The organism is Betaproteobacteria bacterium (assembly GCA_016194905.1).
Lineage (GTDB): Bacteria > Pseudomonadota > Gammaproteobacteria > Burkholderiales > JACQAP01 > JACQAP01.
In genome coordinates this window covers 52,968-67,437 of the sequence record JACQAP010000020.1, presented here as the reverse complement: position 1 = coordinate 67,437, position 14,470 = coordinate 52,968, and the positions used below count along the sequence as shown (strand labels likewise).

The window sequence follows — 14,470 nt, the reverse complement described above, 5'->3', positions numbered from 1 at the left end:
CGAGTAGTCCACCGGTCAAGACGACGATGCGACTCGTCGAGGCCGGATGATGTGTCCCCCACACTTGTCGGAGGCCGTCCCATGAAGAACGTGATCTTTTTCGTCCACGGTATCGGTCGTCACGGCAAAGGATGGTCGCAAGCGCCTGACGGGCCAGTCGTCGCGCTGAACGAAGCCATGAAGCAGTACGCTTGCTTCCAGGGCAAGTCCCTCTCCGATTTCGTGGACCCCGTCGAGATTCTCTACGACGACTTGTTCGACCTGGTGTTGTCGAAGTGGGCGCAGCTCGCCGAGGACCTCGGCCCCGTCGGTGGCAACATCGACTGGATCGGCAAGGTGCAATCCCTGCTCACCGGGGTCGGCGACAACAAGAACGAGTACGCGGACTACGGCGGCGACGTACTGCTGTACGGGGGCTTCGACCTCGTGGCACGTGCGGTGCGATTGCGTGTCGCGTCGGTGTTCGCGGGTGAGGTGCTCCAGCGGCACCTGAAGGCGCAGAATCTCGAGGGCCAGTTCCCGAAGTTCGGGATCGTCGCGCATTCCATGGGAACGGCAGTCGCGCACGATGCCTTGTGGACACTTGCCACCGCCGACTTCCTGAAGGACAAGTCGACGCTTGCGACGTCGCGGGCCATCACTAAAGCGCCCGAACTGATCGCTTCGACAACCCTGTCAGACGATCAACGCGATCACTTCGAGAAAGTGGAAACGGGCACACGCGACCATCCCGATCGGCCGATGCCCTTCCCGGTCAATACGCTGCTGCTCGTGTCCAACGTGATCCCGCTGATCAGCCGGGTGAACGGCGACTACCTCAGCAGCATGCACGACAACCTGTTGCAATGCGCTGCTTTCCGAGACGTCAACAACCGGTTCGATCCGATCTGCAACGTGAAGCGCTTTGCGGTCGGCAACCGGACCAACGGCAAGCGGATCGACGTCGACCATATCCATGAGAAGAACGTGCATGGTTTCGGCCACTACCTCTCGAACCCGCTCGTGCACATGCCGCTGCTGGTCCGCATGACCGATGTCGTCACGCCGGACGATATCGACAAATCAAAAAAGCTGGCCGAAGAGGGCTGGCATGGACTCGGCGAGGCCCTCCAAGCTGAATTGCGCGAGAAGCTTGAAGCGATGATCGGCGTAGGCGACATCCAGGATCTGATGGCGAAGTTCAAGGCGCTGAAGGAGTTGGTATGAGACTTTCTGTCCCGGAGTGGAAAGTGCGTGTGGCGTGGCTCCTGGTTGCGGTGTGCTTCGCCCTGCCGTCATCGACGAGCAGGGCGCAGGAAGTTGCGAGGCTGTGCGGCGTCCCGGTCACCCCATCACCAGAGTTCGAACGCGAGGTACTGAAAGACCAGACCTACCCCGATTTCGTGGCCGGCCGCCCGCAGGCGGCGACGAACCGGCTCGCGGATGCGTATGAGCAATCGCTCCGCCCCGAGGAGAGGGTAACCCAGCAGGTGCAGACTTTTCTTCGGCATCTGCGCGCGCCGACATCGCGCCAGTCGAGCTTGTGGGAAATCTCCAGGGACGACGACACCGGTGACGCGATCCTGTTCGAACGCGACACGACCGGGTCGAAGGCCACCATTCCATGCCGGCCTGGTCCGGTCCCCGCGTACGCCCACGACATGGTGGCTATCGCCGGCTATGTCGGCATCGCCCTCGCCGCCCAGGAGGACAAGGATAAGAAGGCGCTGTGGCTCGCCGTCAAAAAGCAGGCGACGGATCACGAAGACCTCATCCGCAACGGCCTGCCCATGTGGCCCTGGGAACTGTGGCTCAATGGCAAGCGTCTTGGGAAGTCGGATGCCGATCCGCTGTTCAAGACCCAGGTCGTGTTCCTGCGTCCGTCTGCCGGCGTTGAGATCAACACGCGCAGCCGCGAGCGGGCGAATCTGGAGGGAAGCCTGTTGCTGGAACCCATCGGCTTTGTGAGATACGTCGACGATAGCCGCTACGCGAAGTGGTGGGGCGTCTCGGCCGTCGTCACGACCAGCACAGGACAGGGCATGGGCTACGGCGCGCTGTTCCGCTACGGCCGATACTCGGCGGGACTGACACTGCACAAATCGGAAGTGGAGGGCATCTCCAACGATGTCCATCTGGTGTTCGGCATGGATCTATACGATCTGGTCGAGAAAAAACGGGATGAGCTGCCGGCAGTGCGGAACGGAATCAAGGAATCGTTCGATAACCTGCTGAAATAGGTCTCTTGATCCCAAGATCCTGGAATTCCGTGGACGAATGTCCGAACGTCCGCGGTGAAAAGAGCTCTGGCAGACGAGTTGAGCTAAGGCACGGCAGTCGTTCGTCTACATGCACTGAAAATGCAATTATGCAGACTTGGTAGTCCCCCCCTCGCAAACTGGAAGCAGCCGTGCTTGTATCTGGCGTCAGACGCCCCATCTCAGAGTCGTTGTCCCTTTGGATAAGGGGACGTGCGAACACGCCCTGAAAGCGGGCCACCATGCTCCGACTGTTTGTCCTAGTCCTTTTGCTCCATCTCTACATGGGATGGCGCCTGGTTCCCGACATGCCTTTCGGCGTGCCGGGCGTTGTTGCGACAGTTCTCTTGCTGGCCCTCTCACTGTCCGTGCTGCCATTCGCCGAGTACGCGCGCCGGAACAAACAGAATCCCTGTGCGGATCACCTGGCCGGAGCGGGCTTCCTGGCCATGGGATTCTTCTCGACGCTCCTGATCCTGACGCTGTTGCGCGAAGTGGTCCTGTTGTCGGGAGTTGCCGCGAGCGGTTCGTTGATCGATGCGGCCGCCTTCCAGCAGTTGCGCGCATGGAGTGCGGCCGCGGTACCGGTTCTTGCCGTTCTCATCACGATAGTCGGCTTCGTCAATGCTCGACGTCGGGCTCGGATACGGACGGTCGAGGTTCCGATCGCAGGCTTGCCGGAGACGTTGCGCGGATTCAGCATTGTCCAGATCACCGACATCCATATCGGCGCGACCATCAAACACGGCTACGTGAGCAGGATCGTCGATGCGGTGAACACCCTGGAAGCGGACATGATCGCGATCACGGGAGACCTCGTGGACGGCAGCGTCGGGCGGCTTGCCGCGCATACGGAGCCGATCGGACGGTTGTCGGCGCGCTACGGCACTTTCTTCGTCACCGGGAATCATGAGTACTACTCCGGTGTACATGCCTGGATTGCTGAAATGCGCCGCCTCGGCGTGTCGGTGCTCCTGAACGAACATGTCGTGCTCGAGCACTTCGGAGAGTCCGTCGTGGTGGCCGGGGTTACCGACTTGAGCGCGCATCATTTCGATCCTGCGCATCGGAGCGATCCCGTTGCGGCGCTGGCTGGCGCGCCCAAAAAGGCCGCCGTGAAAGTGCTGCTTGCGCATCAGCCGCGATCGGCCTTCGCTGCTGCGAAAGCCGGTTTTCACCTGCAACTGTCCGGCCATACGCATGGTGGACAGTTTTTTCCCTGGAATTTTGTCGTGAAGCTTCTGGAGCCGTTTGCCGCGGGGTTGCATCGTCTGGACGACCTCTGGATTTACGTAAGCCGCGGCACCGGCTACTGGGGGCCGCCCAAGCGCTTCGGCGCGCCTTCCGAAATTACCCATCTCAGGCTGGTGCCGGCCTGAAGTCATGACCAGCGGGCGCCCGCAGAACTGCAATCGGTTAAAGCGTGGCAGGCGCGGGGACAGCGCGTCGATCTCAGCCGGCGAGGACGGCTCCGCCTTAAGCTGCCTTGCGACGACGAGATTGTCTAGCGCCGTTGCCATACCAGGCCGCAAGATCCGCCTCCGTGCCGATGAGCCAGATACGAGGTTGCGTCATCAGGTTTGCGATAAAGTGTTCGCGCTCGGCGATGTGTTTGCGGAATTCGGCCGCGCCGTAGACTACGACGGACATGCGGCGGCCGAGAATACGACCGAGCTCCAGTTGCATCGGCGCAAGCCGGGATGGCGCGATATCGCCCACCACAAGCACATCGACGTCGCTTGATGCATCGTGTTCCCCGCGGGCCACCGAACCGTAGATGAACGCGGCGAGGATCTTCCGGGCGAAAGGTTGCAGCGACTCACGCACCACGTCGGCGATGCCGAAGGTCTTCGCAACCAGGGATTTAATCTCGGGGAATATCGGGCTTTCCGGAATGGAGCCGCACGGGCTGACGGCGAATGCGCTGGCGAACGCGCTGCATGTGCCGGCCAACCGGATCACGGCGATACTGAAGGGCCAACGCGGCATCACCGCCGATACCGCACTTCGGCTGGCGCGCTATTTCGGCACGACGCCCGACTTGTGGCTGAATTTGCAAAAGGACTACGAATTGCGTCTGGCAAAGGATGATGCCGAAGCGGAAATCGAATCACTGGTCAGACCGATGGCTGCTTGACTGTCGAAAGAGCCGAAGCCGCGTTCGCTTCGGGGTGTAGGCCCGAACCTGTCGGGCTGTATTGATGAGTGTAATCTGCAGGAGCGAGCCGACAATTCCGTGTGATCGCGACGAGATATTGCGGCGGACTACGACGACGGCAAGGCGCCGATCGCCTTGCCGAAATTCATGTTGCAGGAGCTCCCATCGTTGAATGCCATTTGCACGCCGGCGGCGAGAAAGGTGTATTTGTTCACTCCGGCAGAGAATTCATGCGCCAATGAATCCCCGGCGCCATTCACCTTTGGCTTCGGATCGCCGGCTACAGCCTGAAACGAAAAACCGCTTTCGTCGGTGAACATGATTTTTACCTCCGACGTTCCGCCTACCGCTTCGGTTTTCGCGATGCTGCTTTGAAACTTGGTTGCCATGGAGGGCGGCTTTTTCATGGGGGCTCAATAGATTGGTCGAGTCTTGTAAGTTGGGCTAATTGTCCATTTTACAAGTCTGCGGATCATTCTTATTCACTCCACGAGACGCCGCTGCTACTCGTCCGATCGCGTGATCCTTTATTCACACTGCAGGCCCGCCCCGTTCGTTCTTCCTTGACGACAGGCAAAAGGCAAGGCCTACCCTTCCTGTGATCGCATAGTTCCTTATGCAACTTAGACGGCATGCTCTCGTCGCTTGCAAAGGCGACATCCGGTGGCGCAATATGCCGGGCGGGTGAATTCCCGGGCTGTCATGTTTCTCCGCCCGGTCGATTTTCTCCACCATCCCTCGAAGAAGGGTTGAGTCAATAGTCCTGAATTTCAACGCGCAGATTTATTGCGCAATTAGCAAAGGGGATGCGCATCATGCGGCAGGTTCTGTGGGTTTTATTTCTCGTCTGGCCGATTTTCGGATGGGCTCAGGGCGACTCGACGATAGAGACGGAGCTGAAGAAGCTCGCCTGGCAAGTCGGCCCATCCGAAGCCCGGATCGGCGACAAGGCGACGATCAAGGTCCCCGACGGCTATGTTTTTCTGGACGACAAGAATACGCGGCGGTTTCTTGAACTGATGGGCAACCCTCCCCCCGAAGGTCACTATCTGTTCGCACCCAAAACGCTCGCATGGTTCGCGGTTTTTTCTTTCAACCCTTCCGGATATGTGAAGGACGACGAGAAAATAGATCCTGATGAATTGCTGAAGTCGTTGAAGGCGAACGACGAGCCTTCCAACGAAGAGCGTCAGCGCCTGGGTATGTCGAAAATATACACGGACGGCTGGGAAGTCCTCCCGCACTACGACAACCAGACCAAGCGCCTGGAATGGGGCTTGCGGTTGAGGAATGAACAGGGTCGCACCAACGTCAACTACACGAGCCGCCTGCTTGGCCGGTCGGGCGTGATGAGCGCCACGCTGGTCACCGGCACCAGTTCGTTGGCGGCCGACTCGGCCATATTCAAAACCGCGCTGGAGCAATTCTCCTATGCGCCCGGCGAAAATTATTCGGAGTTCAAGCAAGGCGACAAGCTCGCGGCCTACGGCCTGGGTGCGTTGATACTCGGTGGCGCCGCGGCCGTTGCCACGAAGAAAGGGTTGTGGGCGGTCATCGGCGGCTTTTTCGTGGCGTTCTGGAAGATTCTTGTCGGCGTTTTCGTAGCGGCGGTGGCCGGCTTCAAATCCATGTTCAAAAAGAAAGAGTGATGCCGCTTCAGGAAGAAGTCCTGCTGATGGTTCTCGCCGTCGGGCTGTACCTCTACGATTCGATGATGTTGCTTTACTGCAATGAAGGCGTCCTCGTTCCCGCGGGCAAGGGCTGGAAGGTTCGCTTCGGCTTCCGCGAGCCCAGAATACGGGGAAAGGAATTGTTTATCCCGGTGCCCTGGTTTCCGCATCGGCCGATGTTCCGGCTGTCCTGGCGGTTCGAAGGCATTCCGCCGCAACCCGGGGTGGAGAATTGGCAGGCAAGGAGAAAGGTTCCCCTGCCGATGGTGGCGCTGGTATGGAGCACAGCCGTTGCGCTGTTCGTGATGCTGCCTCTGGGCTTCTTTACCCGGCTGGGTCACGGCATGCTGCTGGCCGCCGTCGTGCTGCTTTATCTCAGCATCGTTTCCCTGCTGGCGTACCTGTGGTTCCATCGCAACAAAATGAATCTGTCGATAAAGCAGGTCGGCAAGTTCGCGTTCGAATATCTGACCTGCCCGCCGTTCGCACTGAATGTCGTCAGGACGCTTTCATCCATTCCGAAGGTCGGGGAAGATCTGGTCACCGCCGCGCGCCGCCTGCAGGATCTCGATGGTCAGGCGAAGACCCGGCAGCAACTGATCCTTCGCCTCGATGAAGAGATCGAACTGGAGGAAGAAGGCACCGAGCGCATGGCGAAGTTGCAGGCGCACCGCCTGCAACTGGCGGAATAGAAAACATCATGTCCACGACTGAAATCCTCATCGCGCTTGCCGGGCTCTACTTCGGCTACTGGATCGTCTCGAAACTGATCATGGACAAGCCGAAAGCACAGCCCGCGCCGGAATATCAATCGGCCCCTCCTCCCGATCGGGATCTCAAAGAGGAAAACGCGGAACCGACCTGGTACGAAACACTGAACGTATCGCCCGACGCGACGGCGGCCGAAATAAAGTTTTCCTACCGCACGCTGATGAGCCAATATCACCCCGACAAAGTCGCCAATCTCGGCGACGAGCTGAAGACCGTCGCCGAACGCAAGTCGAAGGAAATCAACGTCGCCTACGAAGAAGGCATGCGGCAACGCGGAGAGCGCGCCTGAAGCTGCTCGCCGCATTGTTCGCCGCCGGCAAGCTGGGGAAATTCCTGACGACCGGCGGCACAATGCTGCTCTCGGTGTTCGCGTACTCCTTTGTTTTCGGCTGGCGCTACGCGGTGGGTTTCGTCCTCCTGATCTTCGTGCACGAGATGGGTCATTTCCTGGCGGCGAAGCAACGCGGACTGAATGTCGGCGCCCCCACCTTCATCCCGTTCGTGGGCGCATGGATCCAGTTGAAGGAACAACCGATGGATGCGGAAACGGAAGCCTTCGTCGACATCGCCGGCCCGATGCTGGGAAGCGCGGGGGCTTTCGTTTGTTACCTTCTAGCGATCGACTCGGGGAGCCACCTGTTGCTGGCTCTGGCTTACGCCGGATTCGTCCTGAACCTGTTCAACCTGATTCCGGTCTCGCCCCTGGATGGCGGCCGCATCGTCTCCGTCATCTCCCCGCGAATCTGGTTCCTAGGCTTTCCGATGCTGGTCGCGTTGTTCATCTGGCGCCCCAGCCCGCTCCTGATTCTCATCGGACTCTTCGCCCTCCCCCAGCTCTGGACGGCGTTCAAGGACAAGAATGTCCTCGCGTCGGATTACTACCGGGCGCCGCGCGAAGTCAGGCTGAAATATGCGGCGCAGTATCTGGTGCTTGCGGGACTTCTCGCGGTGATGGCGTTCGAGACTTACGAGGAATTGAAGGTCAGTTCTTTCTGACGGCGCGCGGTCCTCAGCGCACGCTGATCGGAGAATTCGAACTTGGCGTGGCCAAACGGCTTAGGGTGAAAAGAGATTTGATAAACGAACCAAGTAGGGAATCGGTCGGATAAATTTACGACTCACTACTGCACACTGCAGGCCAAGCCTCGTACCACCGCTCTGTGCCGACATTCGCATTAAACGTGACGACCGTCGCAACGTGACGACAAATGCGTCGCCGATCACGCCATTGGCATGGGACGTCTGCCGCGACCGCTTTTCTCCCTTGACGAACCCACGACCGCGCCGGATCATCATCCTGTGCAATCTTTCAGGGAGCGCGTTTTCATGCAAATCAAATCGATTCCAGTTGCAGCAGTTGCCTTCGCATTCCTGCTTGCGGGCGGTGCCGCGTTTGCGGTAGAGCAGGACAATTCCAAGTCGGCGAAAGCCGAGGAGATGTCCGCGGCGAAGACCACGGTCTTGGTTCGCAATACCCGCCCTCAGGTCGATCGTCACAAGGATGCCCGCACCTGCCTCAAAGCGGGAAGCAACGAAGCCATCATCCGGTGCACGCGAAAGTATCGCTGAGCAGGACGAACGTCTTTAAAGACAACCGGTGATTGAGAAATGCCGTTTTGCAAGCTCGACCCGGGTCAAGCCGCAAGCGAAATGAAATCGAGCCCATGCATTTAAACGGTAGTTTCATTGCTCAAGGAAGTGCCCGAGAGGTTTGCGGCCGAGGAATTTGGCTGCGAATGGATCAAGCTTTGGGATTCAATCAGGTTGCTCTACGAATTGAATACGTACACTGCAGATTTGAAGCCAGCTTTCCGAAGCTGTGAGAACGGATCAGGGTGAGCTAGATCGCATTTCATAAACTCCGCCGACTGCAGGCAAAAGGCTAGCCCCTCGTGTTTCCCTGTTTCCTCTCGTGTTTCCTACTCGTGTTTCCTGACCCTCGTGTTTCTGGTATTCAGTTCAGCAACAAGATCGACCCCGAGAAAAAATAAGCGGCATTTATGCTTTCGGGGGTTGCAACCAAAGGCTAACGCTTCCGCCTGGTCTGCTTGGCGCCCTTCCCTTTCTTTCCGCCGCGCTTAGGTTTCAGTTTTCGCTTAGCTGGTGATGCCTTTCGGCGTTCATCGTGGGTACGTTTTTCACCTTGGTGAACAGCTTTATTGAGATCGGAAAAAAGCTCTTCCATGATGTCGCGACGAAAACCAACAACAATTCGGCCCTCTTCCTTGTCTTCGAATCGCATTGTTGGCTCTCCGCTTGAGCCCTGTTGAACCACACGGGTGTATATCCCCAAGTGATTTGGCGCGAAAACAGGCAAGCAATGCACGTACATAGGTGATTGATACGAGATTGCAGATACCCCAGCATGGTCAATTTGAGGCACCGCATCGTACATAGGAGGAACCACAAACCGCTGCTCATCAACAACCTCTGGGTTATGCCCGTCCTGATTCTCCACGCGACAACTTCTCAAGAACAAATAGTCGCCGAGATATTTTTGCTTCACTAGGAATTGGGGCATAGTCAATCCGAGCTTTCTGCCCTTTAGCATCGCATCCCAAAACACGTACGTCAATTCGTTCACTCTCTTAACTCGGCCTTCATGGTGCAAAGCTATTTGATAACCGCCACCGAACATATTTCTTAGCGTGGGCGCGGAGTATCCGCCGCGATATTCACTTTGTAGGAGCATCCCACCCAGCATAAGCGCCCGACCTACCGCATGAAACGAAGTGTCTGGGGAATTCGAAGCAAAGTCACTGCCGTCCGCCAACTTCGAATATTCCTTCAATGCAAACGAGCCGGATCCGGCAAGCATCATGCTACTGAGCGTTGGGCTCTCGAATTTCTCTGCATTCCAACCGAAGTTTTGTATCCCATCTTCTTGCCGAATCCAACCGACCAGGCTAACGGAATGCTGACCTAGATCGGCATTACCTTTCAAACATTCCCCAATATTCTCGTAGCTGAGTGGAGTTGTTTGGGCCAGCTCTCTTAGAGAAGAAATTGCACTTCGAGCGCCCAACCAGCTACCCGCCCAGGCGAGCACGCATTCGTTGGATATTAAGGTCACCTTTTGAGAAAGTCCTTTGATCGCCCAACCTGATCCCTCGAAGAAGTCCTGGGCTTCGCGCATGGCCGGCACGCCAACAGGTCGGTCGGCACTTTCGCTTGGGCCGGTAATCAAGAGATCGCCGAATACTATGGGATGCTCGCCCACGGAAAAGGCCGCGATGACTGTCATAGCGTGTCACCAACAGAACGAAGGGTGTTCAAATCCACGGTTGAGCTACCGTCTAAAGAACACCCGATCCACGTTCTCGATCAGGTTACTGAGATGCCTAATAAACGTTAGCGGACTCGCTTTTACAAAGCGCTCAATGAGCCAACCATATTTGCTAGAGTAAGAATTACCTAAGTATCGCGGGTTATATCGAACCAGCGAGCCGAGATAGAACATCATCGTTCATCGTATAGATTGTCAATACCTCATTGAACGGTATGGCTGACCGTTGGTATACAGGCGACGACAATATGAAGTCTCCATCCTCCTGGACAGCAGGCGAGGGGTCAGCAGGCGAGCTGGCGAGAGGTCTTGTTTCTTGCATGAATTGATCAACGCACAATAATTTCCACCCGCCGGTTGCGACGTTCGGCCTTGGCTTCGGAAGTTGGAATCAGAGGTTCGCGCTTTCCGCGCGCGGCGGCCTGAATAATTTTTGCCGGGATGCCGCGCCGAACCAGCAGGTCCCGTACCCTGAGGGCGCGCTGCAGGGAGAGCGTGTCGTTGTATTGATCGGTGCCGACGAAATCGGTATGGCCGACGACGGCGATCTCCGGCGAGGGCCGCCTAGCGATCTCGGCGACTACGCCGTCGATTGCGCGCTTGGCGTCGGGGTTGAGTTCGTCCGTCCCCTCCACGAAATAAACCAGGAACGACGTGGGCTGCGCGGGCAGCGCCGCCAATGTTTTGCCAAACACTTCATTCACTTTTTTTGGGTCGATGGGCGACGTCCGCACCGTTTTGGTATCGCGAAGGCTGGCCTCGACGTAGGGCTTGTTCAAAAGCACCGGCTTGCCCCCGTCGAGGGGCCGCACCATGACCGCGCCGACGTGACCGTCGGGCGGCTTGGGCAGGACCACCACCGTGACGTTGGGTCCGATGTTACGGGGCGGCTGCTGCGCGCACGCGCCGAGAAGCGCGAGCCCCATCACGCCGAGAACGAGTCCGCCACGCATCACCCGATTACGTGGCCCAAAACGGCCTGCAGTGTGCATAGTCGTCCCCATCGAGTTGCCGATCAAGCCGTTCAATCTTTTACCGCCAATGGCAAGTACGGCAAACGCATGTCTTAATGCGTTGCCAGTTCGGGCGGGACGTGGATTGGAAGAGGATCGGGGCCTTTGGCTTCGACAATCGTGATTTGCCCGATTCCTTTTGCTGTCATGCCGATCACGCTGCCGTTGGCAAGGCACGCTGAAACCTGCCTTCGAGAACACCGCGAACCGTTATGTCCTCATCAAGCTCGTCCCAGCGCAATGCAAAGCCGTTGAGGCGCAACGTGACTTTCTGCAACTGTTCGTCGGTCGCCTGGCTCAGGCGATCGAAGCGGTCGGCGGGAAAACCGAGCTGCCGTCCGTCCGTCAACTCAACGAAAACCGTGCGGCGATCTACCCATGCTCGCGAGGCGAGCACCTCGAATTCAGCGGCGGTGGAACTCATGATAACTTTCCATCATAAAACTCGAATCCGAACGTCTTCAGTCTCCTGACGACTTCGCGATAGCGAAATCCGCCAAGTCGTCCCATCAAACTCCCACGACCAGCGGGTAATCGAAGGTTTCGCGTGCCGGCGACAGCTTTGGAGAAACCCCGTCCCCCTGTGACTCCAGCAACTTCTTCGCGACATCGCACGCGATTTCCAGGGTTTCCTGAATCGTGCGTCCCTGGGCAACCAGCCCCTGCACTTCATCGCTCGTGGCGAGATAGACGCCCTCGGGAAGGCGTTCGATATGCAAGTTGATCACGTATTCCATGTCACAATCTCCTTCGGCCAAATTTATGCGGAGCGATTGGTGGATCGGCTCGATCCAATGAGCTCGGTGGCACAAGTCTATTCTCTCGTCAGTGAGCCTACAACTTGACGCACTGATTCCCTCAAGCCTTTGCCGTTCCTAGTCCCTAGCCCCTAAGCCTTTGCTCCCTTCTGCGCATCCGCCCCCACCTTTGCCCGATCCAGCACCGTCATCGCGCTCGCCACAAAGCTCGCCGCATCGGATAAGTTGGAAGGAATGATCAGCGTGTTGCCCGCCTTCGCCAGATCCCTGAATGCGCCGACGTAAGCCTCCGCGACTTTCAGGTTCGCCGCACGCTGCCCGCCGTCGCTGCCCATCGCCTCGCCGACCACGCGCACCGCTTCCGCCTGCGCTTCGGCGATCATCTTGATGGCGCCGGCTTCGCCCTGCGCCTTGTTGATCGCGGCGGTCTTGTCGCCTTCGGAGGAAAGGATCTTCGCTTGCTTCTCGCCGTCGGCTAAGTTGATCTCCTGCTGGCGCTGGCCTTCGGACTTGGCGATCAGCGCGCGCTTTTCCCGCTCCGCGGTGATCTGCGCCTGCATCGAACGCAGGATCGCTTCCGGCGGCGTCAGGTTCTTGATCTCGTAGCGCAGCACTTTCACGCCCCAGGTGCGGCCGGCTTCATCGAGCACGGACACCACTTGTTTGTTCATTTCGTCGCGGCTTTCGAAGGTCTTGTCCAGTTCCATCTTGCCGACTTCGCTGCGCAGCGTGGTTTGCGCGAGCTGGGTGATGGCGAACACGTAGTTCGACGTGCCGTAGCTCGCCAGCCGCGGATCGGTCACCTGGAAGTAGATGATCCCGTCCACGGAGAGCTGGGTGTTGTCCTTGGTGATGCAGACCTGTTCGGGCACGTCGAGCGGCACTTCCTTGAGCGAGTGCCGGTAGGCGACGCGGTCGATGAACGGCACGATGAATGTGAGCCCCGGCTCGAGGATGGTGTTGAACTTGCCGAGACGCTCCACCACCCAGGCGTTCTGCTGCGGCACCACCTGCACGCCCTCGATGACGAACACCACCGCGACGGCGATGATGAAGAACGGCACCGCATAGCCTTGCGTCGGCGGATACATGAAGATCATGGCCGAAAGGACCACGGCGACGATGAGTTTTGGAATCATGGGAATTCTCCTGTTTGTGTTTTTATTTCCCGTCAGGCGGGACGGACCGAAGACACCTTGAGACGGCTGCCTTCCGTCGCCACGACGTAAAGCCGTGCATCCGGTTCGACGCGATCGTTGCCGAGGACGTCCGCATCCCAGACCGAGCCGCGATAGCGCACGCGCGCAAGCCGCTGGGGTTCGCTTACCCAGCTTTCGATCGTCACCGTCTGGCCGATGTCGTTTGCGCTGTCCTTCGGTGAACCGGCATTCGCCGCGCGGTGGTAGCGGTGGACGAGAACGCCGCCGCCGAACGCCGCGATCGCGGCAATCAGGGTTTGCATCCAGAAGGGCTGACCAAGGAAGGCGATCAGCGATCCGATCCCGGCGGCGATGCCGATGATCAGCAAATAGAAGGTGCCGGTCATCAGTTCGACCACCACGAGCATGAGGCCGACCAGAAGCCAGGCCAGTGCGGGTTGCATATTGTTTGTCTCCTCGAAATGCACTTCGGACCGACGCCGTTAGTCGAATACTAGCGCGGCTTCCGCCACCACAACTGACGATATCACCACGACAGCTTCAGATCGGATGCCGATGCCCATATTATGCCGCCTTCATTCATTCCGGGGTCGAGCACGCACCCAAGCGATTCCTAGCGTGCCTTGCCCGCCTCCGGGCCCGGGCATACACTCCACCGGACCCGATGATACGCCTCGAAGATGTCGCCAAGACGTTGAGCCCGCGTTTCGCACTTGCGCCGCTCTCGCTCGGCTTCGCGGACGGCAGCACTTCGGTTCTGATCGGCCCCAGTGGCTGCGGCAAATCGACGCTGCTCAGGCTCATCGCCGGATTGATCGCGCCGGACAGCGGCCACGTGGTCTTCGACGGCGAGGCGCTGCAGCCCGGCAACGCCCAGGCCCTGCGCCTGCGTATGGGTTACGTGATTCAGGAGGGCGGACTGTTCCCGCACCTGAGCGTCGAGGCCAATGTCGCACTGGCCGGCCGCTACCTCAAGCGCCCGGAAGCAGAAATCAGGAAGCGGCTCGACGAACTCTGCGACCTGGTTGCCTTGTCGCCCACTCTGCTCGCCCGCTATCCCCGGGAACTCTCCGGCGGGCAGCGCCAGCGCGTGGCGCTGATGCGCGCACTGATGCTCGACCCCGCGCTGCTGCTCCTCGACGAGCCGCTCGGCGCACTCGATCCGGTCACACGACGCGGCCTGCAGCAGGAGCTGAAGACCATCTTCGCGCGGCTCGGCAAGACCGTGGTAATGGTCACTCACGACATGGGCGAAGCGGCGCATTTTGCCGGTGAACTGATCCTGTTTCGCGAGGGAGAGATCGTCCAGCGCGGCACGCTCGACGACCTGCTGAAGCGCCCGGCCGATCCGTATGTCACCGAGTTCATCTCGGCGCAGCGCTCCCCGCTCGACCGCCTGGGGAGCCCAGCTTGAAAG

General features: G+C 58.8%; 19 protein-coding genes. 10 read left to right on the top strand and 9 right to left on the bottom strand.

Annotated elements, in window-relative coordinates; translation table 11 throughout:
- The first annotated feature begins 81 nt into the window (after nucleotides 1-81).
- The 3 genes from HY067_13770 (at nucleotide 82) to HY067_13760 (ending at nucleotide 3,616) form a co-directional block, all read left to right on the top strand.
- On the top strand, nucleotides 82-1,206 hold the full coding sequence (locus HY067_13770; protein ID MBI3529023.1) for a hypothetical protein: 1,125 nt from the start codon (nucleotides 82-84) through the stop codon (nucleotides 1,204-1,206).
- The gene (locus HY067_13765) at nucleotides 1,203-2,219 is read left to right on the top strand and encodes a hypothetical protein (protein ID MBI3529022.1); all 1,017 of its coding nucleotides are present in this window, start codon (nucleotides 1,203-1,205) and stop codon (nucleotides 2,217-2,219) included. The genes HY067_13770 and HY067_13765 overlap by 4 nt, the downstream gene beginning before the upstream one ends.
- 260 nt (nucleotides 2,220-2,479) lie before the next feature.
- A complete protein-coding gene (locus HY067_13760) occupies nucleotides 2,480-3,616 on the top strand; it encodes a metallophosphoesterase (protein MBI3529021.1) in 1,137 nt (378 codons plus the stop codon).
- A 97-nt stretch (nucleotides 3,617-3,713) separates the two neighbouring features.
- Here the strand turns inward: HY067_13760 and HY067_13755 are convergent, their stop codons facing one another.
- Nucleotides 3,714-4,067 carry a nucleotidyltransferase domain-containing protein gene (locus HY067_13755; protein ID MBI3529020.1) on the bottom strand — a complete coding sequence of 118 codons (354 nt, stop codon included), beginning with the start codon at nucleotides 4,065-4,067 and terminating at the stop codon, nucleotides 3,714-3,716.
- A 7-nt stretch (nucleotides 4,068-4,074) separates the two neighbouring features.
- Here HY067_13755 and HY067_13750 point away from each other — a divergent pair, with 7 nt between their 5' ends.
- On the top strand, nucleotides 4,075-4,374 hold the full coding sequence (locus HY067_13750; GenBank protein ID MBI3529019.1) for a HigA family addiction module antidote protein: 300 nt from the start codon (nucleotides 4,075-4,077) through the stop codon (nucleotides 4,372-4,374).
- 128 nt (nucleotides 4,375-4,502) lie between these two features.
- Here HY067_13750 and HY067_13745 read toward each other — a convergent pair whose 3' ends face one another.
- Nucleotides 4,503-4,802, bottom strand: coding sequence for a hypothetical protein (locus HY067_13745; protein MBI3529018.1), 300 nt, complete (start codon nucleotides 4,800-4,802; stop codon nucleotides 4,503-4,505).
- 408 nt (nucleotides 4,803-5,210) lie between these two features.
- On the opposite strand from HY067_13745, the gene HY067_13740 reads away from it, so the two are divergent.
- From HY067_13740 to HY067_13720, 5 genes are all read left to right on the top strand, one after another.
- The gene (locus HY067_13740; GenBank protein ID MBI3529017.1) at nucleotides 5,211-6,044 is read left to right on the top strand and encodes a DUF2167 domain-containing protein; all 834 of its coding nucleotides are present in this window, start codon (nucleotides 5,211-5,213) and stop codon (nucleotides 6,042-6,044) included.
- Nucleotides 6,044-6,757, top strand: coding sequence for a hypothetical protein (locus HY067_13735; protein MBI3529016.1), 714 nt, complete (start codon nucleotides 6,044-6,046; stop codon nucleotides 6,755-6,757). Before HY067_13740 ends, HY067_13735 begins: the two co-directional genes overlap by 1 nt.
- Before the next feature lie 8 nt (nucleotides 6,758-6,765).
- Entirely contained in the window at nucleotides 6,766-7,125 is a 360-nt protein-coding gene (locus tag HY067_13730; GenBank protein MBI3529015.1) for a J domain-containing protein, read from the top strand.
- Nucleotides 7,122-7,832, top strand: a complete 711-nt coding sequence (locus HY067_13725; protein MBI3529014.1) for a site-2 protease family protein — start codon at nucleotides 7,122-7,124, stop codon at nucleotides 7,830-7,832. Before HY067_13730 ends, HY067_13725 begins: the two co-directional genes overlap by 4 nt.
- Before the next feature lie 330 nt (nucleotides 7,833-8,162).
- Nucleotides 8,163-8,405 carry a hypothetical protein gene (locus tag HY067_13720; GenBank protein MBI3529013.1) on the top strand — a complete coding sequence of 81 codons (243 nt, stop codon included), beginning with the start codon at nucleotides 8,163-8,165 and terminating at the stop codon, nucleotides 8,403-8,405.
- 457 nt (nucleotides 8,406-8,862) lie between these two features.
- On the opposite strand, the gene HY067_13715 is transcribed toward HY067_13720, so the two are convergent.
- The 7 genes from HY067_13715 to HY067_13685 all read right to left on the bottom strand — a co-directional run bounded on the left by HY067_13715 (nucleotide 8,863) and on the right by HY067_13685 (nucleotide 13,496).
- Nucleotides 8,863-10,080 (bottom strand): hypothetical protein, encoded by a 1,218-nt coding sequence (locus HY067_13715; GenBank protein ID MBI3529012.1) that lies wholly within the window; start codon nucleotides 10,078-10,080, stop codon nucleotides 8,863-8,865.
- Between the two features lie 45 nt (nucleotides 10,081-10,125).
- Nucleotides 10,126-10,299: a hypothetical protein gene (locus HY067_13710; GenBank protein MBI3529011.1), complete on the bottom strand. Its 174-nt coding sequence runs from the start codon at nucleotides 10,297-10,299 to the stop codon at nucleotides 10,126-10,128.
- A gap of 152 nt (nucleotides 10,300-10,451) precedes the next feature.
- Nucleotides 10,452-11,150, bottom strand: coding sequence for an OmpA family protein (locus HY067_13705; GenBank protein MBI3529010.1), 699 nt, complete (start codon nucleotides 11,148-11,150; stop codon nucleotides 10,452-10,454).
- Nucleotides 11,151-11,289: 139 nt separating this feature from the next.
- Nucleotides 11,290-11,559 carry a DUF2442 domain-containing protein gene (locus tag HY067_13700; protein MBI3529009.1) on the bottom strand — a complete coding sequence of 90 codons (270 nt, stop codon included), beginning with the start codon at nucleotides 11,557-11,559 and terminating at the stop codon, nucleotides 11,290-11,292.
- Nucleotides 11,560-11,644: 85 nt separating this feature from the next.
- On the bottom strand, nucleotides 11,645-11,872 hold the full coding sequence (locus HY067_13695; protein ID MBI3529008.1) for a DUF1902 domain-containing protein: 228 nt from the start codon (nucleotides 11,870-11,872) through the stop codon (nucleotides 11,645-11,647).
- A gap of 152 nt (nucleotides 11,873-12,024) precedes the next feature.
- Nucleotides 12,025-12,984, bottom strand: coding sequence for a paraslipin (locus HY067_13690; protein MBI3529007.1), 960 nt, complete (start codon nucleotides 12,982-12,984; stop codon nucleotides 12,025-12,027).
- Between the two features lie 80 nt (nucleotides 12,985-13,064).
- Nucleotides 13,065-13,496, bottom strand: coding sequence for an NfeD family protein (locus tag HY067_13685; protein MBI3529006.1), 432 nt, complete (start codon nucleotides 13,494-13,496; stop codon nucleotides 13,065-13,067).
- 221 nt (nucleotides 13,497-13,717) lie between these two features.
- Between HY067_13685 and HY067_13680 the strand changes: the two genes are divergently transcribed.
- Entirely contained in the window at nucleotides 13,718-14,467 is a 750-nt protein-coding gene (locus HY067_13680) for an ATP-binding cassette domain-containing protein (protein ID MBI3529005.1), read from the top strand.
- Nucleotides 14,468-14,470 lie beyond the last annotated feature (3 nt).